Origin of the sequence: Halomonas qaidamensis (assembly GCF_025917315.1) — a bacterium.
In the GTDB taxonomy this organism is placed as follows: Bacteria; Pseudomonadota; Gammaproteobacteria; order Pseudomonadales; family Halomonadaceae; genus Vreelandella; species Vreelandella qaidamensis.
Map to the genome: position 1 here is coordinate 872138 of NZ_CP080627.1, position 20173 is coordinate 892310.

The following is a 20173-nucleotide window of genomic DNA, read 5'->3' on the forward strand; positions in this document are numbered from 1 at the left end:
TTTTGCTTTTTAACGCCGGAGGAAAACGCAATGCCAAAGGCTGAACGGCTCGCTGAAGGTGATATCCGCACCACGTGCCCCTACTGCGGTGTTGGCTGCGGAGTAAAAGCGACATTAGACAGTGGCAGCGTCATTGCAGTGGAAGGGGATCGTGAACACCCTGCTAACTACGGGCGCCTGTGTGTTAAAGGCACGGCGCTGCATGAAACGCTGGGAGCGCACGGCCGCTTGGGATCCCCGCGGGTGGGTGGAAAAGACGTTTCCTGGGAGCAGGCGTTAACCGAAACGGCACGGCGTTTACAGGCGCAGCGTAACGCGCATGGCAATCATACGGTTGCCGCCTATCTTTCGGGGCAGCTGTTAACGGAAGATTACTATGTGGCTAATAAGCTGTTTAAAGGCTTTTTAGGCACGCCGCATCTGGATACCAATTCGCGGCTGTGTATGGCGTCGGCAGTGGCGGGCTATAAGCGCGCGTTTGGCGCTGACGCGGTACCCTGTAACTATGAAGATTTAGAAGAAGCGGAGCTGGTGGTGTTGGTCGGCTCGAATCTGGCCTGGAACCATCCAGTGTTGTATCAGCGCCTGAAAGTTGCCAAAGAGCGCAATCCACTGATGCGCGTGGTGGTCATCGACCCAAGAGTGACCGATAGCTGCGAAATTGCCGACCTGTATCTGGGCATTCGGCCGGGCAGCGATGCTTACTTGTTCAACGGGCTATTGGCGTGGATGTCAGCACACCAGCGGCTAGACAGCGTCTATCTTGAAGGTCATACCGAAGGGTTTGACGAGGCATTAAGCGCCGCTCAGCAAAGCGCTGGCAGCGTGCATGATGTTGCAGTAGCCTGTGACGTTGACCCTGAACGTTTAGAAACCTTTTACTACTGGTTTGCCAGCCAACTGCATGTCGTCACGCTCTATTCCCAAGGCGTCAATCAGTCAACCAGTGGCACCGATAAGTGTAATGCCATCATTAATTGCCATTTGGCGGGCGGTCAACTTGGCCTGCCGGGGGCTGGGCCGTTTTCAATTACTGGCCAACCCAATGCCATGGGCGGTCGAGAAGTGGGTGGGCTTGCTAATCAGTTGGCAGCGCACATGGACTACCACACCCCCGGTGCGCTTGATCTGGTCAGTCGCTTTTGGGCCACAAAACACTTAACACCCGTGTTGCCAGATGCCCCCGGCCATAAGGCGGTTGAACTGTTTGATGCCATTGACCGCGGTGAGATTACGGCGTTATGGGTAATGGCAACCAACCCGGCCGTTAGCATGCCGGATGGCGCAAAGGTACGCCGTGCGTTGGCAAGGTGTCCGTTAGTGATTGTCTCGGAATGCGTTGCCAACACTGATCTACTGCCCTACGCCGATATTGTGCTACCCGCGTCTGGTTGGGCAGAAAAAGATGGCACGGTCACCAATTCCGAGCGACGTATTTCCCGCCAGCGCGGCATGCTGACTCCCCCTGGCGAAGCTCAGCACGACTGGTGGATTATTTGCGAAGTTGCCAAGCGCCTGGGTTTTGCAGAAGCGTTTAGCTACTCCCACCCATGGGAAATTTTCGACGAGCACGCTAGGCTATCCGGCTTTGAAAACAGCGGTACGAGCAAGCGGCTGTTTGATATCTCGGGACTGGCAGGCAAAGGGCAGGACGCTTATGATGCGCTCTCGCCGATTCAGTGGCCGGTTAATCACGCTGCGCCTCGGGGCACGCCAAGGCTGTTTGAAAAGGGGGTGTTTGCCACGGCCAATGGTAGAGCTAAGCTACTGCCGATTACGCCGCGATTGCCCGAACAGAGGCTTAGTACCACCTATCCGCTGCGGCTGAATACTGGGCGTGTGCGCGATCAGTGGCACACTATGACCCGCACCGCCAGAGCACCGCGGCTGATGAATCATCGGGCAGAACCATTTATTGAGCTGCACCCTGTGGATGCGGCCAATGCGGGCGTCTCTGACCAAGGGCTTGCGATGCTGTCGGCAACTGAAGGTGAGTACCGTGGGCGAGTGCGTATTTCAAACGCCCAGCGGCAAGGGGAAGTGTTCGTGCCCATGCACTGGACCGACTGTTTTACCAAGCAGGGGCGCAGCGGTGCACTGCTCACCGGCTATACCGACCCCGTGTCTGGCCAGCCGGAAAGTAAGCAGGGCGCGGTGGCATTAACGAAGCTTGACATGGCTTGGCAAGCAACGCTGCTGGTGGCAAATGAGCAAACCAACACGGGTAGCCCCCGTTGGTGTAAGAGCGCTTATTGGTCGCGTATTCCCATGGGCAGCTGCGAGCGCTGGCAGCTTGCCGATACGGCACCGGTCAGTAACTGGTTAGCAACAGTAGAAGCGTGGCTGGGTGTACCTGCATCGCTGTGGTGCGAGGATAGCACGAGTGCCAGGCTGCGCGCGGCAGGGGTAGTGAAGGGCCAGTTGCGCTGGTGGCTAATGGTAGGGCCACCGCAAGAGTTGCCTGGGTTAGCCTGGCTTGAGGCGCGCTTTAAAGACGTTACGCTAGACACTGCTCATCGCCAGCGGCTACTGGCAGGTTGCGATGATGGCGCGGTAGATGCAGGCCCCGTGGTGTGTAGCTGTCATCAGGTAGGACAAGCCACTATTGTTAAGGCTATCCGCAGTGGCGACACCAGCGTGGAAGCCCTTGGTGCGCGGCTGGCCTGCGGCACCCAGTGTGGCAGCTGTATTCCAGAACTAAAATCATTACTTGAAGAGGAGCGGCCAAATGCGTGCGCTAAGCAAACAACTAACCCAGAAATGGCCTGAGGCCTTTATGCGCCTGAGCCAGCGGGTGTTAGCGCCCTTTGGCCGCGAATCAGCCACGCGCTTACGCCTTCCGCTTAGCGGCGAATGCCGTTCTGGAACGGTCTATTTAGTCGGTGCAGGAAGCGGCGATATGGAACTGCTCACCCTAAAGGCAGCGCGACTATTAATGCAGGCCGATGCGGTAGTCTATGACCGATTAGTGGGGGACGATGTGCTGGGGCTGATACCGCCAGGCACCGAACGCTATTACGTGGGAAAAGCCCGCGGGCATCATAGTGTGCCTCAGGATGAGATAGGCGCGCTGATCGTCTCGCTTGCTCGGGCGGGCAAGTCGGTTGTGCGTTTGAAAGGTGGCGACCCAGGCGTGTTTGGGCGCATGGGTGAGGAGCTGGGAGCATTAGCAAATGCCGCAATATCCGCTGAAATAGTGCCAGGCATTACCGCTGCATCGGCAGCCGCTGCTGGCATGGGAATTCCGTTAACAGACCGTGGCCACGCCCAACAGCTGCGCTTTATCACAGCGCAACTGTGTCGGGAGGGCGGCACGCCGGACTGGGCCAACCTTGCCCGTCAGGATGAAACCCTGGTGTTTTATATGGGGCTTTCCAAAGTAGACGCTATTTGCCACGGCCTACGCCAAGCGGGTCTGCCGGATACGTGGCCCATTATGTTGGTGGCCAATGCTAGCCAGCCCGAACAGCAATCATTGGTGGGCACGTTAGCGGACATGCCCGCGCGACTCGCTGCTCAACCGTTACCCTCGCCATGCCTGATTATGGTGGGCAGCGTGGTGAGCATGGTGGCAGACAGTCCTGCCGCGAGCACGTTAGCCACTTATAGTGATCAAACGTCATCGTAAGACATTGGGAACTTGATCAATCTCATTGGGTCACAGGAGCGGCGAAACAAATAGGAATGGCGGCAACAGTCAGGGCAGGACAAACGATTGCGTCGCCAGATAAGCGTTTGTTAATGTCTATTGGTAAAGACTGTTTTTTCAAAGACTGTTTTTTCAAAGACTAAGCTTTCAAAAACTAAGTTTTCAAAAGACTGAGGAGTACACCGTGAAAAAAGGCAAAATACGCGATAACGCACTGAAAGCGCAGCTGCGAACGCCCATGTTCAAAATGCAGCAGCAAACACCGAAAAAAGGCAAGGGTAGCTACTCCCGCAAAGGCAAAGCCTCAGAGCGAGGGCATCGCCAAGTCGCTTGAACAGGCGTTTTGGCGATGCCTTCCCCAGGCACCTTACTGCTCGGCCTGTTTACCGAGCAGCTCCCATCAGCTTGGCCGACTTACTGTGTCGGCTTTTTCAATGGCCGTTTGCGACATTTCCATTCGATATCCTGACTGGTAAATGCTGCGAAGACGAAGCCCATGGCGACCATCTAACTCTAGCTTGCGTCGTAACCGACTGACATGGGTATCAACCGTGCGAGTAGAAACACTGCCTTTTATTCCCCATACCAATTCAAGTAAGTGGGCACGCGTTAACAGTTTGTCAACTTTGGAGAAAAACAGCGTTGCCAGACAGTATTCCCGCTCGGTTAGTACCACTGATTTTCCTGCTACGCTAATAGTATGCTCTTCTGAATTAATGGAAAAAACATCAGGGCAGCTCATGGCCGATTTAGGCGGCTCGTAGCCAGCGCGGCGGCCAAGCGCATTCACCCGTGCGATTAACTCTCTTGGCCGTAAAGGCTTAGCTAAAAAATCATCAGCCCCTTGCTCTAACGCTTGTACAACATCTTCCTCGTTTTGGCTGGCAGTAATAAACAGAATGGGGCCTAGCCACCCATCGTTTTGGCGTAAATGACCTACCATATCCATACCGCAACCATCCGGCAGCCGCCAATCGATAATAAGAAAATCAAAGAGCGTTTCTTGGGTCGCTCGACGGAGTTCGCTGGCACGGCCAAACAGTGAAACTTGATGATCTGCAGATATAAGGCATTGTTCTATAAAAGATTGTTGGTCGAGGTCGTCCTCAAGCACACCGACATGCATAACGCGTTACCCACAATATACAGCGTGATAAGTTCCACACCGTTGAAATGATTGGCGATGGGGTCAATTCTAGTTTAATTAGTATGTCTGACACAAAGATTTACATTTAACGCTTGGTTCTGAGGGGTATACTGACTAAAAATGAGGAGGGTAATAATGGCTAGGCAATTAAATAAAAAGCTACGCTGGTATGTCGCTAGTGTATGCATGGGGTTTGCAACAATAGTTTTTGCAACAATAAGTTTTGCAACAACGGCAAGTGCTTTCAATGCGCCAACCGGGCGAGTGGTTCTGGAAGTTGGTGGGAATATTGAGATAACCAATGTGGGTGACGAAGCGCATTTTGATAAAGCGATGCTTGAGGCATTGAGTCAACACACGACCATTACCAGTACCCCTTGGCACGATGGCGTTGTGAGTTTTGAAGGCCCGCTAGGGCGCGCCATCTTAGAAGCTGTTGATGCAGATGGTGACCAGGTTAAGGTCATTGCGCTAAATGACTATGCATCGTCTATTCCAGTGAGCGATTTTTACGATCACGATGTGATTTTGGCTATGAGTGCCGATGGAAAGCCTCTGCGCGTTAGAGACCACGGGCCGTTGTTTGTGATTTATCCTTTTGATGAAACGCCGTCTTTATTAAATGAAGAAATATTGACGCGCTCTGTGTGGCAAGTAAAACGTGTCGTCATAGAGTGATGGCGACAGCATAAAAGAGGCGTTCAATAAGCTACTGCGGTCGGATAACTGTTATGTTGCCAATCTTTAAGCACTATCTCTCACGCCGCGTCAGGGTCGCTACTTTCTCAGCGATCCTTTTTTTTCTATCGGCGATTATTACCGGCGGCGTTATCTTTCAACGACAGCATGCTATTGAAAATAGGTTGTTAGAAAATTTAGTGTGGGCAGGGTATCAGTTTGATAGAGAAGTACGGGAGTTTCATTTAACGCTAGTAGATAGTCAGGTTGGCAATGTATCTGTTGATGATCTTTTACTTCGCTTTGAGATTTTATACAGTCGAAAAATGCTGTTCCAACAAGGAGAAATAAGTCTAGCTGTTGCAGAAATAGAGGGAGTCGATAGGTTGCTGGAGCAGGCTACTCTTCTTATTAATGACATGGACGACTTGCTAGAGCCCCAAAGAGATGCTTCAGAAGCAATTATCGAATCGGTCATGGTAGAAATGCTTGCTAAAACCGTCGAGCTACAGGGTTTGACGAGCAATGTGTTAATAGAAACTAATGCTAATGTAGCAAGTATGCGTAACCTTGAACGTGAAAGAATGATACAGCTTTATGGGCTTGCCTTAATGCTATTGCTTCTTCTCATGTTTTCGGGTGGGATGTTGGTGAACGCATTAATTAGAGAAGGGCGCATCAGTTTAGGAAAAGCCCACGCATTAGAAGTAAAAAGCCGTGAACTTAGAGAAACGGCTAAGAAAGCTGAAATAGCGAGCCAAGCTAAATCGGAGTTTATGGCAGTGATGAGCCATGAAATACGTACGCCGCTAAACGGCGTCGTGGGTATGGCGGATTTATTAAATTATGAAATTAACGAGCCAAAAGCTAAAGCCTATTTGTCTACGTTAAAACGCAGTGCAGAAAGTTTGCGTGCTGTGATCAACGATATACTAGATTACACTAAAATTGAAAGTGGAAGTTTAGACTTAGATGAGCGCGCCTTTGATGTAAAAGCCTGCATTATTGAGCTTTGTACAGGCTATCAGCTGCAGGACAAAAATAAAAAGGTGACCTTCAGTTATTCTATTGACCCAGCACTGCCGCAATTTATGTGTGGAGACATTGCACGGCTGCGGCAGGTAATGATGAATTTGATTAATAATGCGCTGAAATTTACGGATGAGGGGTTTGTCAAATTTCATGCGGCCCTTAAGGGTAACGATCAGCTATTTATAGAGATACGTGATACTGGTTGTGGTATTGCCACGGCTGATCAAGGGCGATTGTTTTCCGCTTTTTCGCAGGTAGATACCTCTATAGCGCGTCGACATGAAGGTACTGGCTTGGGGCTGGCAATCTGTAAACGGCTGGTGGAAGCGATGGGTGGTGAAATAGGGGTCACCAGTGAAGCTGGACTTGGTAGCCGATTTTGGTTTGTAGTGACGATGCCCTTAGCAGAGGGTGTGGAGGTTCTTCATCATAAAGAACCTCGACTAGAGCTGGCTGAAGACCACCATATTCTTATCGTAGAGGACAACCCGGTTAACCAAACAGTGGCAAATGTTATGCTCGAGCAGTTAGGACAGCGTAGTACGGTGGTAGAAAATGGCTTTGCAGCACTTGAGTATTTGCAAGAACATGCTGCCCAGTTAGATTTAGTATTAATGGATATGCAGATGCCTATACTTGATGGTGTCGAAACCACTAAACGCTGGCGAGCCTTTGAAGCTGCCAATCAGTTACCACGCCTGCCAATTATCGCAATGACAGCGAATGTTATGGTTGAACACCGTGAACGCTGTATTGAAAGCGGCATGGATTGTATGATCCATAAACCTTTTACCCGGTCTGAGCTGTATCAAACGATTAGTCGCTATATCGTGGCGGGGACGGTTGAAGTGCCCCCTCACGAGTACTCAAGTCAACCGGCACAACAGGTATTACACTGCCAAAACGAAGTGCTTAACGATGAGCAAATTTTGGACCCTTATATTTGCAATGAATTGAGAGAGACGTTCGAGTCAACGCCACTTAATACGTTGTTAGCCGCTTTTTTTACCCGCTTAAATGAACGTCTGGAGAAGCTCTCTCGCTATTGTGAGAGCGAACAAAGAGAAGCACTACGCGATGAAGCGCACTCTTTAAAAGGAGCTGCAGCGTCTTTGGGCTGTCTTGCCATTGCAGAACAAGCTAGGCAACTAGAAGAGTCCGCTTTCAATGCAGCAACATCCGAATTAGCTAAAAACGTTAATGCTCTCGTGCAGTTACGCGAAAAATCGCAACGGGCCTTAGCTGATGCAGGCTTGTTAGCTCTTTAGTTGTGGGTAAGTTTCGTGAGTGTTTTAGCCATCCAGTCGTTGAATGCCTGAGCGGTTAAAGGACGGGAAATAAAATAGCCTTGCCCAACTGGGCAGCCAGCGTCTATTAGCAGTGCTTGCTGGGCTTCATTTTCAATGCCTTCAGCGACGACGGTCATACCTAGTTGTTTGCCGAGATCAACAACCGACAGGGTAATTGCCAGTGCACGGCTATCATGATCAATGAGCGATACGAAACTACGGTCAACTTTTAATTCATTAAATGGTAGCCGATACAGTTGTATGAGTGATGAGTAACCCGTGCCAAAGTCATCAAGTGCTAACCTGCAACCGCGCTGGCGTAGAGCTTCTAGAATATGGCGCGCATAGCCAAGACATTCAACACCTACCGACTCTGTTAGCTCCAGGGTAAGGTAGTGAAGCGAAGCAGTACGGTGTTTGGTCAGCTCATCAAATTTTTCTAGCATATGCTCAGATTGTAAAAATGCGGCTGGCACATTGACCGCAATTTGGAGATCCCAGCCGCGCGCCTGCCACCGTTCTTGCTGAGCAAAAGCAAGTTTAAGAATGCACCACGTGAGAGGCCCCATTAGCCCACTCTTTTCTGCTAATGGAATAAAGGTATCTGGGTATAGCATACCGCGCTGGGGGTCTTCCCAGCGCACAAGCGCTTCTACGCCGATGATGTGCCCAGTCTGTAAGTTTTTCTTAGGCTGGAAGACTAAATAGAGATGCCCTGCTTGAATAGCATTTGCCAGCTCATCACGGGTAGGGGGCTTAGGTAATGCCTGTAGCTGCTCAAGAAATGGTGAGAGACCCGTAAGAAGTTTGGCTTTAGGCAGAAAACCAAGCATTTTCAAGCCTCTGGCTCTACCCGCAGCAATAGCATGAGACGCTGTTTCTTCCGAACAACTGCTAAGTAAGAGAATAGCCGCGTTCAGGCGTAAATCATAAAGATAATCAAGAATATCCAGCCCGGTAAATTCGCCCAGACCAAAATCAAGTAAAATTAGTTCAGCATCCAGTAACGCAGGTCTTCTAGCCAACTCGCCCAAGCTGCCAGCTGTTACTACCTCGTATCCACGCTTACAGAGCAACATCTTACCCAGTAGCTGCACATCACTGTCATCATCAATGACCAACGCACTCAACGGCATAACTCTTCCTTCAACCACTCACCACGCAACGACTTCTGAGCATAGGCGTTTTTATTTTCTAGTGTGCACCGCTATTGAAAACGGCATCAGTCATTTACCAGCTTTTGGGTACTTCTCTAGGTCTAGGGAATATGACGTATCTTGTTCCTCTAGAATAGACAAATGTTAATAAACAATAACTAGAAAGTGAGCGAGGGTCGATAGGGAAGGCTTTTATGTAACCTTTTTTAACTTTTTGGTCTCGATAATGGTGTGAAATTGCCCTTAATAGTAATAATTGTTATTACTTTTTTATTGATAGCCTTCTGCCTGCAGATGAAATAATGAAGCATACCGACCATTCACTGCTAGCAGTTCTTCATGGGTGCCACGCTCAATAATCGCCCCTTGATCGATCACAATGATCTGGTCGGCACTGCGCACCGTCGAAAAACGGTGAGAAATTAAAATCGTCATTTTATCGCGGCTGTGCTCACGAAAACGCGCAAAGACTTCTGCTTCGGCGGCGGCATCCATCGCTGCGGTAGGCTCATCCAGCACTAAAATATCGGCATTTTTCCGCATGTAGGCGCGCGACAGCGCTACTTTTTGCCACTGGCCACCTGACAACTCCTGGCCATTTTTAAACCAGCGCCCTAACTGGGTTTGGTAGCCATCAGGCATGCGGTCAATAAAGCCATCGGCCATGCCTTCATGGGCCGCCTGGTGCCAGCGCTGTTCATCGCTAAAGGCCTGGGTGTCTCCCACGCCTAAGTTTTCCCCCACTGTCAGCTGGTAACGTACAAAATCCTGAAAAATCACGCCCACCCGTTCCCGTAATGCTTGGGTATTCCAATGGTTGAGGTCGCTACCATCCAGCAGAATACGCCCTTTGGTGGGGTGGTAAAGCCGTGTTAATAGCTTAATCAGCGTGGTTTTTCCTGAACCGTTTTCGCCAACGAGTGCAATGCTGTTGCCTGGGGCTAAGTGCAAAGAAATATCGTGCAGTACCTCGCTGCCACCTGGGTAGGAAAAGCTGACGTGCTCAAAGCGAAGCCCGTCGCCAGGTATTGCGCCCTGGGTGAGGTGGCCTCCTTCGGCTTCCGTTGGCTGCTCTAGGTATTCGTAAAGGTTCGATAAGTAGAGGTTATCTTCGTACATGCCGCTAATGGCTGTCAGGCTTGCCGATAACGCTCCCTGGCCTTGTTTAAATACCATTAAGTACATGGTCATTTGTCCAAGTGTCAGTGCCCCGGCCACCGTTTCGACCACCACCCAGCCGTAAGCGGCGTAAAACGTCAGTGTGCCCAATAAACCGAGAATAAAACCCCAGCTTTCCCTGCGTAACGTGAGGCGGCGGTCTTCGGCAAACAGCCGGGTGAATATATCTCGGTAGCGCTGCAGGAACAGGCCTTCAAGGCCGAAGAGTTTTACTTCTTTAATGCTGTCTTCTCGGGCCAGCACGGTTTCCAGGTACATCTGCATGCGGGTTTGCGGTGAACGCCAGCGAAATAGCCGGAAGGCATCGCCGGAAAACTTTGCCTCCGAGAGAAACACCGGTAGGGCGCCTGCTACTAAAATGAGCAGCGCCCAGGGCGAAAACTGGACGAGCAAAAAACCAAAACTAGCCAGTGAAATAGCATTTTGCAGCAATCCGAAGGTTTTATTCACTAGCGCGAGTGGGCGGGTAGATGCTTCGCGGCGTGCGCGAGTGAGTTTGTCGTAAAGCTCTGAATCTTCAAATTGACTAAGCGAAAGCGTGCCCGCTTTCTCAAGAATCATCACATTGACCTTCTGGCCTAGTAGCGCACGCAGCAGCGATTGTTGGGCTGACAGGCCGCGCTGAGCCAGCGCGATCAGCGCAATAATAAGGCCTTCCAAGGCCACTAAACCCAAGACCGGTGTTAACGTTTCCCATAGGTTGACACTGTTTGAAGATTGATGGCTTTCCATTGCTGCCACCACGCCATCAACAATCAGCTGGCCTACCCAGGCGGCCACGGCAGGCAGTACGCCTGCCACCAGGGTGCATAACGCTAAGCCAAGCATCATCCAGCGGGAAGTTTCCCACACTAGGGCGAGTGCTCGTCGGCTATAGCGAAAAACGCTAAAAAAACCGCTGAAGGGGGAGTGAGCGGGAGCAGAAGGGGGTGGTGTCATTAGTTAGCAACATAGCTTTTAAAGAAGAGTGCCATGATGCGATGCTTTGGCGTTGATAGCCAGCCTACAGCCGTGCAGACAATCAACCGCATGGCTGTAGGTGGTTAAACAAACTTAAAGTGGCAATACAGCGCCATCAGTACGTGGTTCAGTACCGCCTTGCAATACGCCGCTGTCGGGGTCGCGCAGTATAATCTGGCCACGGCCAAAGCTGATCGAATCAGCTACTTTAACAATGTGATGCCCGCGACGTGCCAGCGCCAGGGCAAGGTGGTTGGGAAAGTCGGCTTCAACTTCCACGGTGGTGCCTTTGGTCCACTTCCAGCGTGGCATATCTAGCGCTGCCTGGGGGTTTAAGTGGTCTTCCAACATGGCGGTTACTACCTGTAACTGTCCTTGCGGTTGCATATAACCGCCCATCACGCCAAACGGCCCAACGGCTTGGTTATCCTTGGTAATAAAACCAGGAATAATGGTGTGGTAGGTGCGTTTGCCGGGGGCTAATGCATTGGCATGTTCAGGGTCTAGGGAGAACGACCAGCCGCGGTTTTGCAGGCTAATGCCGGTGCCTGGAACCACCATGCCAGAGCCGAAGCCTTTAAAATTACTCTGGATAAACGACACCATATTGCCGTCGCTGTCGGCGGTTGCAAGATACACGGTGCCGCCTTGTAAGGGGTTGCCGTGGACAGGATCAACTGCCTGCTCGCCAATCAGCGCGGCTCGCGTTTTCAAATAGTTGTCATCAAGCATCTGCTCGGTGGTAGGTGCCATGTCAGCACGCTCAGTAATATGTTTGAAACCATCCATGTAGGCCAGTTTCGTTGCTTCAATGCGACGGTGGAGAGTTTCTAAGGTGTCACCTGGACAGGCTTCTAAACGTTCTAACATACCGAGCGCCTGGAGCACGATCATACCGCTGCCGTTGGGGGGGATCTCCCAAATATCGTGTCCTTTATAGCGAACGCTAATGGGGTCTACCCATTCAGGCTGGTAAGCGGCAAGGTCTTCTTTTCGCAGCAAACCACCATTTTCGCGGGAAAAGGCGTCAATTGTTTCTGCCAGTTCGCCTTGGTAGAAAGCCTTGGCGTTTGTGTTCGCAATGGCGTGTAAGCTTTTGGCGTGATCAGGTGATGACCATAGCTCGCCAGGACGAGGCGCATGACCCTTTGGCGCGAAGGTCGCAAACCAAGGTTGGAAAGATGCCTCGTGGTAAGCCGAGTAGGTATCGAAGGCTTCTTGCCACATTTGATGAATAACCGGGGTGACGGCAAAGCCTTCTTCTGCCAAAGCAATGGCTGGGGCTAATAGCTGTGCAAATGGCAGCTTGCCAAAGCGTTCGGAAAGCGCAGCCCACGCGGCGGGTGCTCCAGGTACGGTAACTGGCAGCATACCGTGGTTGGGTATCGTGTCATGGCCGAGTGCTTTCAGGGCGTCGATAGTCGCTGCTTGAGGGGCTGGGCCACTGGCGTTAAGGCCATGCAGCTTGCCATTCACCCACACAATGGCGAAGGCATCGCTGCCAATGCCGTTGGAGGTCGGTTCTACCACGGTGAGCGCTGCGGCGGTGGCAATGGCCGCATCAATAGCATTGCCTCCCTGCTGTAAAATGCTAATACCTACCTGGGCAGCTAATGGCTGTGAGGTTGCCACCATGCCGCGTTTGCCAAAAGTGGCCATGCGGCGAGAGGCGCTTGGGTAGTAAAGGGCATTGTGTTGCATCATAAAATCCTTTGCAGCGGCATAAGAAAAACTATTTATGGCGATGGAGTGGCTTGTTGAAGGCGCTTAACTTTGCGGTCTTGGTAAAGTGAGAACACCACCGAAGCAACGGCTAGTGCCAAAAACAGGGCAGAAAGCGGCCGTGTTAAAAAAGTCAGCCAGTTGGGGTCGAGTTCCAAGGCGCGGAATAACTGGCGCTCTAGATTATTGCCTAGCACAACCCCCAGAATTAACGGGGTAAGCGGCACGCCTGCTTTCCACAGCAGATAGCCAATCACGCCAAAAATAAACAGTACCCAAATATCGAATACATTGTTGTTTAATGCATAAGCACCGATGGCACACAGCATCAGAACAACCGGTACCAGGATTTGCTGAGGGATAAGGGATATTTTGGCGAACCAGCGCACCAGCAGAAGGTTGCATAGCACCATTGCAATGGCGCCAATTAATAGGCTGGCGTAAATAGCTCCCACCAGAACCGGGTTTTGTTCAAACATCATTGGCCCTGGGGTAATGCCGTGAAGAATGAGCACACCCATCATAATAGCCATTGGCAGGTCGCCAGGAATGCCCAGCGCCAGTGTGGGAACGAATGCACCACCGGCAACGGCACTGTTTGAGGCTTCCGAGGCGACAATACCGCTAGGTGTGCCTTTACCAAATTCTTCAGGACGGCGTGAAAACTTTTTAGCTTGATCGTAGCTTACAAAATTAGCCACGGTGCCGCCGGTGCCGGGTAGCGCACCAATTAAGCTACCAATCAGTGAGGAGCGCAGCGTATTGAGCTTTTGGCCGGCCATATCCTTCATAATCAAACGATAAGGAATAGTGACGTTAGTATCGACGCTTTTTCCATTAGTGCCCTCATCGCGCATCTTTTCGATATTGCCGAGCAGCTGTGAAAAGGCGAATACGCCAATCATTACAGGCAGCATTTCGAAACCCGAACTTAGCGCGGGTAGGTCGAAGTCAAAGCGCAAATTGCTGTTACGATCGTAACCGACTGTGGTGATGAGTAGCCCGATGGCCGCCGCCAGTAGCCCTTTTAACAGAGCCCCGTTGGAAAGCCCTGCGACCAGCGTTAATGCAAAAACAATCAGCGCAGTAATTTCCCATGGGCGAAAGTTCATACTGAAGCTGGCGATTAAAGGGCCAAAAAAGACCAGTACAGCAACGCTAATCAGCGTGCCAAGAAACGATGCCATCACGCCAATGCCTAAAGCACGGCCCGGTTCTCCACGTTGCGCCATGGGGTAGCCGTCATAAACGGTGGTGATTGAGGAAGGCGTTCCAGGTATCCCCAGCATTACGCCAGATACAATACCGCCTGAGTAACCGCCGACAAAAACCCCAACCATTAGGGAAACGCCGCTGACAGGATCCATGGCGAAGGTAAAGGGAAACACCACCAGAATCGCCATTGTCACGGTAAAGCCAGGAATGCTGCCTCCAACAATACCGAAAAGAACGCCAAGAATGATTAACCCCATAACAGCAGGACTGCCCACTTCTGTCAGCGCTTGAAGAAAAAAGTCGCTCATTTGTGATTCCTCACCATTAGGGCAGCCAAACATTTAAGCCGAAGCGAAAAATTACAAATACCAGCGGCACGAATATGCAGCTGATTCCTAAATTGATGGCCCACTTTCGTTTTGTATCGATTCCCAATAGCAGGGCAAAGGACGCGATCAAGAAACTCATGGTGGCGACGATATACCCCAGTACTGGTAGCAGGGCAGCATAAAGCCCAAAGAGGAAGAATAAGGCGACAATGGTTTTACGACGTAGAAACCATTCGGTGATCGCTCTTCCCAAAGAAGGTTGAGGCGTTACCTTAGTAAACAACGAACGTAATAGGATAATGATGGAAAGTAGCGCAATAGTGATAAGCAAAATACGTGGGAAGAGCGCTGATCCATAAGGCTGCCAGCTAGTAGGAGGACGGATAGTGCCAGACTCTACCCACATGACAGCCACTATTAAAAGCAGCGCCAGCGCCAGAGCGCGGTCTTTCGTAAGGGTTAGCATTCGCGATGCCTCCAGACGCTCCCAGGAGAAATAACGCTGGGAGCGTTTGCTTGGAAATGTGGGCGTTAGTTCTGAAAATCGATGTTTTCAGCAGCTGCTGAAAGTGCCGCTTCGTTTTCAGTTAAAAATGCCTGATAGTCATCTCCGGCCAGGAAGCGCACCACAGAGCCAAACTCATTTTCGATGCGGCTTTTCACCTGCTCGTTTTCTAGGGCTTGGCCGTAAGCCTGTGCCACAGTATCAAGAACCTCTTGGGGAGTGCCCTTGGGCGCAAAAACACCTCGGCTGGTCGAATGATCCATGTTAATACCCTGTTCACGCAGGGTGGCCACTTCCGGCAGACTGTCTAATCGTTCTGGGTGGGCAATACCTAATGGCTTGAAGGTGCCATCTTCATAGAACGCTCCCCCTGACGGTAGGTTAAACATTGCAAAGTCGACTTCTTCAGCCATTAGCGCTGATACCTGCTGGCCTGTGTCGGGATAGCCAACAAGGCGCACATCGGCCATATCAATACCCGCTTCTTCAAAGAATTGTGCCCAGAAGAAGTGGTCGGTAGAGCTGGGGATCATGCTAAAGCGCACTTGGCCGGGATTCTCGCTGACGTAATCGGCTATTTCATCAGCGCTGTTAACGGCGTGCCCTGCATAGGTAGAGGGAATATTAATCGTTTGGGTAAGCAGGGCGATGGGCTCAAAGGCATCGAAAGAGTAATCAACGGTGCCAGCGAGTTTTGACAGCGCAATCGTGTCGTGGCTGCCCAGTAGCGTATAGCCATCTGGAGAAGCGTCTTTTACATTGCGCGACCCTAGCGTTGCACCGGCGCCTGCCATATTGACAGGGACGATTGACTCACCGAGATATTGCTCTGCTTCTTGTGATATCAAGCGAAAAATAATATCCGTTGCGCCACCAGGGCCGTAAGGAATAATTAAACGGATATCTTGCTCAGGATAGTCAGCCTGAGCGGCGGATACGAAGGCCATGCTGGAGGTCAGTCCAATGGCGGCGAGAGTGGTACTTAGAGCAAGTTTTGAACGCGTCATTCTGCTACACCTTTTTTGATTGAGTTGGTGTGGTGATGCGCTGCTGTAAAGCAGCGGGGTGGTGAGCGCGTGATCCCATAGTGGGTTCTTATTGTCTGCAGTGAAAACAGGTTAGCCCAGGAAGAGCCCTCCATAAATCAATGCGCCGATAACAACAAATGCGGGATGAGTGTTAAAACGCACAAGAGCAATAGCCGCAATAACGCCCAGGACAACGGTATGTAGTGCACCGCTGGTAGTAATACTTTCCATGAAAAAACCGAGAGTGAGCCAGGCCATCATTATCGCGATAACTGGCCGGACCCACTGGCTCATACGCTTTACACGGGGAGAGTCGCGGTGCCGATAAAGCAGCCCCAGCGCGCCCAACATCAGCAGTAGAGAAGGGATCACCGTTGCGCATACTGCCACCACCGCACCGCCAATGCCCGCTACGTCATAACCCACATAGCCGGCCATTTTGGTGGCAATAGGGCTAGGTAGAGCGTTACCTAAGGCCAGCGTTTCGGCAAACCCTTGAGAAGTCATCCAGCCGTAGCGACCAACCACTTCCGCTTCAATAAGAGGGATAATTGCCGGGCCGCCGCCGTAGCCAATAATGTTAGGGATAAAAAACGCTAAGAAAAGCTCCCAATAAATCATACAGAGCCCTCCGCGCGCTTTTTACCTGTGGGGCGCAATAAGGCCGTTAGCAGGATGGCTCCAATCACCCAGCCAGGATGCACGCCTAACCAGTAAATGAGCCCACCGGCGACGATTGCCATGGCTGCACTGGCTAGCCAGCCAAGCGCGGCTTGGGATTTGTCGAAGAAGTCCCAGGCTAATTGCCCCATCATCACCATAACGACAGGTATAACGGCTTGCCCCATACCGCGTATCCAGGCAACGTCGCGATAACGGCTGAAGATGCCTAACATAACAATCATCGCCACGATCATCGGCAGAATGACGGCAATCACCGCCGCGATGCAGCCGCTAATACCGGCTACTCGGTAGCCAATATAGCCAGGCATTTTTGTCGCAATGGGCCCAGGCAGCGTATTGCCAATGGCAAGCACATCGGCAAACTCTTCATCGGTTAACCATTTGTGGCGAGTGACGACTTCAGCGCGTACCAGCGGTATCATGGCGGGGCCGCCGCCAAAACCAAAAATGCCAACGCGGAAGAAAGCCCAAAAAAGTGCTGATTGTTTCATGTGCCCATTGCCAGTAGAGAGGGCATTGCAATCAAAAGCATAAGGCCTGCCTATTTATCGTTTGTATGGTAAAAAATCGATTATTTTGTCTAAAATAGAATATAGGTGAGCTTGTTGTGAGGCGTCAACACCTAGCCATAGAATCTCCGTTAACAGACGCGTTCGCGAAGATACGCAAAAGGATCACGGAATGAACAAACACATCCCCCTTCCCGCTGGTACAGCCTCAAGCCCTATTTACGACGCACTTCGTAGGGATTTAGTCGGTGGTCGCTTTGCTGCCGGAGAAAAGCTGGCGATTAACGCCCTGAAAGAGCACTACCAAGTAGGGTTAAGTCCGCTGCGTGAAGCGTTAAATAAGCTGGCGGCCTATGGATTATTAATCCAAGAAAATCAACGCGGCTTTAGGGTGCCAAAGCTATCTCGGGAAGAGCTTGATGATATTGCCAGGCTGCGTACGGAGCTTGAGGGCATGGCGCTTGAACGCGCGATTGCCCACGGTGATGCGGTGTGGGAGGCTGACCTGTTAGCGGCAGCGCATCGCTTAAAACGAGCGGATATATCGCTCGATAAAGGGGAGGAGTGGGAACGACTGCATACCCAATTTCACCGCACGCTGGTCGCGCCTTGTGGATCGGTGTGGTTGCTGCGCTTTATTGAGCAGCTTCACGACCAGTTTGATCGTTATCGTCGTTTGGGACCCAAAATGCCTTCCATTCGCCAAGAGTTGGATGAACAACACCATGAGCTGGTTGAGTTGGCGCTACATCGAGATGGCAAAGCGGCCCGTGCGCTAATGGATGATCATATACATAAATCTTATGAGGTGGCGTTGGCGCGCTACCAGGCCCACGCCTGAAGCATTTGTGGGTGCTTGCAGGTACACTGTTTCTTACAGATACACGGGCAGTCCTAACCGTGGTGGCAGCCACTTTAATGTAAGGTAGCAGGCACGATGCAAGAGGCAGATAAGCAAGTAGCGGAACAGACAGAGGCATGGGTACGCAGCTTTATCGTCGAGCACAATATATGCCCGTTTGCTAAGCGGGAACTTGACGGTGGTAAGGTTCGGATTGAGGTGGTGCGCTCGAAAAAAATCGACGTGGCGTTGGAAGAACTAATAGCCGAAGTGGAGTGGTTGAACGAGCACCCAGAAACGGAAACCACGCTGCTGGTATTTCCTACGCTGTTTAAAAGCTTCGACCACTACCTGGATTATGTCGAACTGGCCGAAAGCCTGTTAGCAGACCTAGGGTATGAAGGTGTTTATCAGCTAGCAACTTTCCACCCTGATTACTGCTTTGCTGATGCTGAGCCTGGGGACGCGGCTAATTACACCAACCGCTCGCCCTACGCGATGGTTCATCTACTGCGCGAGGCTAGTGTTGAAAAGGCCATTGATTTCTATGGTGATACGGAACAAATCCCTGAGCGAAATATTGCCCACTTAACCGAATTAGGCAGCGCTGCAGCTGAAGAGCTTCTACAACGCTGCCTTAAATAACCAGACCCTTTAAACGGATGTCCTATTTATAAAGCGCTGCCCTTTTTATCAAGCGGCCACTAAAGCGCTTTATACATTACGTAGCTATCGACAAAACCAAGGGACGCATGCCGGTAGGCGTTAGGAATGGTGCCGACAATCGCAAACCCTAGCCGTTGCCAAAGGGCGACGGCCACCTCGTTAGTGGACACTACCGCGTTAAATTGCATCGCTTCAAAGCCATACTGGCGCGCGATATGCTGCGAATGTTCGCACATCTGGCGGGCAACACCTTTCCCCCTGGCGGCAGGCGAGACCATGTAGCCGCAGTTACAAACGTGCTGGCCAGGGCCAGCGGCGTTAGCTTTTAAATAGTAAGTGCCCAGTAACTCGCCCTGATCATCTTTTACTGCAAATGATGCCTTAGGCTGCTCGCACCACAATGTATACGCCGTTTTAAAGGTGATCTCAGGGTCAATCGCATAGGTTTCTTGTGCCGTGACAATCGACTGAAAATGTGGCCAGAAAGCCGCAAAGTCATCGTCGGTCATGGGCGTAAAGCGCAGTGGGGTCATCGGTTATAAGTCATCGTAGTGAGCGTTTTAGTTAAGCGGTGATCGAACAACGTCTGCGACAATTTCATAACTACGCAAGCGGTCGGCATGATCATAAAAATCGCTATTGATCATTAGTTCATCAGCGCCAGTACGCGCTTGAAAGGCCTCTAGTTCCGCTTTGACCGTAGCGGGTCCGCCAATGATGGCTGCGCCTAGGAACTGGCTTACTTGGGAGCGCTCCATAGGTGTCCAGTCCATTTGCTCAACCGGTGGCTGTGATTGAGTCGGCTTACCGCGAATCAGGCTAAGAAACTTCTGTTGAGAGGTCGTTGCCAAGTAGTGGGCCATGGCATCACTTTCGGCAGCGATAACGGGCAATCCTACCATGGCATGGGGTTTGTCTAAGTGCTCCGACGGCCGAAAGTTATCACGATAAAGCCGCAGCGCTTCAAATAAGTAACCCGGTGCAAACTGGGCTGCAAAGGCAAAGGGGAGCCCAAGTTTAGCGGCTAGCTGCGCACTATAACCGCTAGAGCCAAGTAGCCAGATAGGCACGTGGGTGCCTTGCCCAGGTACAGCTTTGACGCGCTGCTGTGGATCAGCATCCGCTAAGTAGCTTCGCAATTCATTAAGTAGTTGTGGGAAGTCATCGACGCCCGCCTGAGCGTTACGGCGCATAGCCTGCATGGTGGCACCGTCTGAGCCAGGCGCACGGCCGAGTCCTAAATCAATCCGGCCAGGGTAGAGCGTTTCTAAGGTGCCAAACTGCTCGGCAATCACCAGCGGTGGATGATTGGGCAGCATGATGCCACCGCTGCCCACGCGAATAGTGGACGTTTGCCCTGCCACATGACCAATCAAGACCGCAGTTGCTGCGCTGGCAATGCCAGCAATGTTGTGGTGTTCTGCCAGCCAGTAACGGGTGTAGCCAAGCTGTTCTGCCTTCTGCGCTAGAGACACACTATTGCGAAATGTTTCGGCAGCGCTACCGCCTTGGCGTATCGGTGCTAAATCCAGTACGGAAATAGCAGTATTGGCGAGTTGGCTCATAAGACACCTGGGTAGAAG

18 protein-coding genes are annotated in these 20173 nt (G+C 51.4%); 7 read left to right on the forward strand and 11 right to left on the reverse strand.

The annotated features are described in order from the left end of the window. The first annotated feature begins 30 nt into the window (after positions 1–30). The 3 genes from K1Y77_RS04095 (at position 31) to arfA (ending at position 3983) form a co-directional block, all read left to right on the forward strand. A complete protein-coding gene (locus K1Y77_RS04095; protein ID WP_264430479.1) occupies positions 31–2769 on the forward strand; it encodes a nitrate reductase in 2739 nt (912 codons plus the stop codon). After that, positions 2729–3628, forward strand: coding sequence for a uroporphyrinogen-III C-methyltransferase (cobA, locus tag K1Y77_RS04100; RefSeq protein ID WP_030069887.1), 900 nt, complete (start codon positions 2729–2731; stop codon positions 3626–3628). Before K1Y77_RS04095 ends, cobA begins: the two co-directional genes overlap by 41 nt. A 205-nt stretch (positions 3629–3833) precedes the next feature. Then, positions 3834–3983: an alternative ribosome rescue factor ArfA gene (arfA, locus tag K1Y77_RS04105; protein WP_084180349.1), complete on the forward strand. Its 150-nt coding sequence runs from the start codon at positions 3834–3836 to the stop codon at positions 3981–3983. 66 nt (positions 3984–4049) lie between these two features. Here the strand turns inward: arfA and K1Y77_RS04110 are convergent, their stop codons facing one another. Continuing rightward, entirely contained in the window at positions 4050–4775 is a 726-nt protein-coding gene (locus K1Y77_RS04110; RefSeq protein ID WP_030069888.1) for a response regulator transcription factor, read from the reverse strand. Between the two features lie 156 nt (positions 4776–4931). On the opposite strand from K1Y77_RS04110, the gene K1Y77_RS04115 reads away from it, so the two are divergent. Continuing rightward, positions 4932–5474, forward strand: a complete 543-nt coding sequence (locus K1Y77_RS04115; protein ID WP_264018688.1) for a molybdopterin-dependent oxidoreductase — start codon at positions 4932–4934, stop codon at positions 5472–5474. 53 nt (positions 5475–5527) lie between these two features. Beyond that, positions 5528–7774, forward strand: coding sequence for an ATP-binding protein (locus tag K1Y77_RS04120; RefSeq protein WP_264430484.1), 2247 nt, complete (start codon positions 5528–5530; stop codon positions 7772–7774). Here K1Y77_RS04120 and K1Y77_RS04125 read toward each other — a convergent pair. The 8 genes from K1Y77_RS04125 to K1Y77_RS04160 all read right to left on the reverse strand — a co-directional run bounded on the left by K1Y77_RS04125 (position 7771) and on the right by K1Y77_RS04160 (position 17065). After that, entirely contained in the window at positions 7771–8931 is a 1161-nt protein-coding gene (locus tag K1Y77_RS04125; RefSeq protein ID WP_030069891.1) for an EAL domain-containing response regulator, read from the reverse strand. The two genes, K1Y77_RS04120 and K1Y77_RS04125, sit on opposite strands and share 4 nt — an antisense overlap. A gap of 291 nt (positions 8932–9222) precedes the next feature. Next, positions 9223–11070 carry an ABC transporter ATP-binding protein gene (locus K1Y77_RS04130; protein WP_264430487.1) on the reverse strand — a complete coding sequence of 616 codons (1848 nt, stop codon included), beginning with the start codon at positions 11068–11070 and terminating at the stop codon, positions 9223–9225. 114 nt (positions 11071–11184) lie between these two features. Then, positions 11185–12792 (reverse strand): gamma-glutamyltransferase family protein, encoded by a 1608-nt coding sequence (locus tag K1Y77_RS04135; RefSeq protein ID WP_264431417.1) that lies wholly within the window; start codon positions 12790–12792, stop codon positions 11185–11187. A gap of 35 nt (positions 12793–12827) precedes the next feature. Beyond that, a complete protein-coding gene (locus K1Y77_RS04140; RefSeq protein WP_264430489.1) occupies positions 12828–14336 on the reverse strand; it encodes a tripartite tricarboxylate transporter permease in 1509 nt (502 codons plus the stop codon). Positions 14337–14352: 16 nt separating this feature from the next. After that, positions 14353–14823 (reverse strand): tripartite tricarboxylate transporter TctB family protein, encoded by a 471-nt coding sequence (locus K1Y77_RS04145; protein WP_264430490.1) that lies wholly within the window; start codon positions 14821–14823, stop codon positions 14353–14355. A 65-nt stretch (positions 14824–14888) separates the two neighbouring features. After that, a complete protein-coding gene (locus tag K1Y77_RS04150; RefSeq protein WP_030069896.1) occupies positions 14889–15869 on the reverse strand; it encodes a Bug family tripartite tricarboxylate transporter substrate binding protein in 981 nt (326 codons plus the stop codon). Between the two features lie 111 nt (positions 15870–15980). Continuing rightward, positions 15981–16511 carry a chromate transporter gene (locus K1Y77_RS04155; RefSeq protein WP_264430492.1) on the reverse strand — a complete coding sequence of 177 codons (531 nt, stop codon included), beginning with the start codon at positions 16509–16511 and terminating at the stop codon, positions 15981–15983. Further along, positions 16508–17065 (reverse strand): chromate transporter, encoded by a 558-nt coding sequence (locus K1Y77_RS04160; protein ID WP_030069898.1) that lies wholly within the window; start codon positions 17063–17065, stop codon positions 16508–16510. Before K1Y77_RS04160 ends, K1Y77_RS04155 begins: the two co-directional genes overlap by 4 nt. 190 nt (positions 17066–17255) lie before the next feature. Here K1Y77_RS04160 and K1Y77_RS04165 point away from each other — a divergent pair, with 190 nt between their 5' ends. Both K1Y77_RS04165 and K1Y77_RS04170 read left to right on the forward strand, forming a co-directional pair. Next, positions 17256–17924, forward strand: coding sequence for a GntR family transcriptional regulator (locus K1Y77_RS04165; RefSeq protein ID WP_030069899.1), 669 nt, complete (start codon positions 17256–17258; stop codon positions 17922–17924). Between the two features lie 96 nt (positions 17925–18020). Beyond that, positions 18021–18569, forward strand: coding sequence for a DUF1415 domain-containing protein (locus tag K1Y77_RS04170; RefSeq protein WP_030069900.1), 549 nt, complete (start codon positions 18021–18023; stop codon positions 18567–18569). 59 nt (positions 18570–18628) lie between these two features. Here the strand turns inward: K1Y77_RS04170 and K1Y77_RS04175 are convergent, their stop codons facing one another. After that, a complete protein-coding gene (locus tag K1Y77_RS04175) occupies positions 18629–19123 on the reverse strand; it encodes a GNAT family N-acetyltransferase (RefSeq protein ID WP_264430495.1) in 495 nt (164 codons plus the stop codon). A 27-nt stretch (positions 19124–19150) separates the two neighbouring features. Continuing rightward, a complete protein-coding gene (locus K1Y77_RS04180; RefSeq protein WP_264018682.1) occupies positions 19151–20155 on the reverse strand; it encodes an LLM class flavin-dependent oxidoreductase in 1005 nt (334 codons plus the stop codon). Positions 20156–20173: the final 18 nt, after the last annotated feature.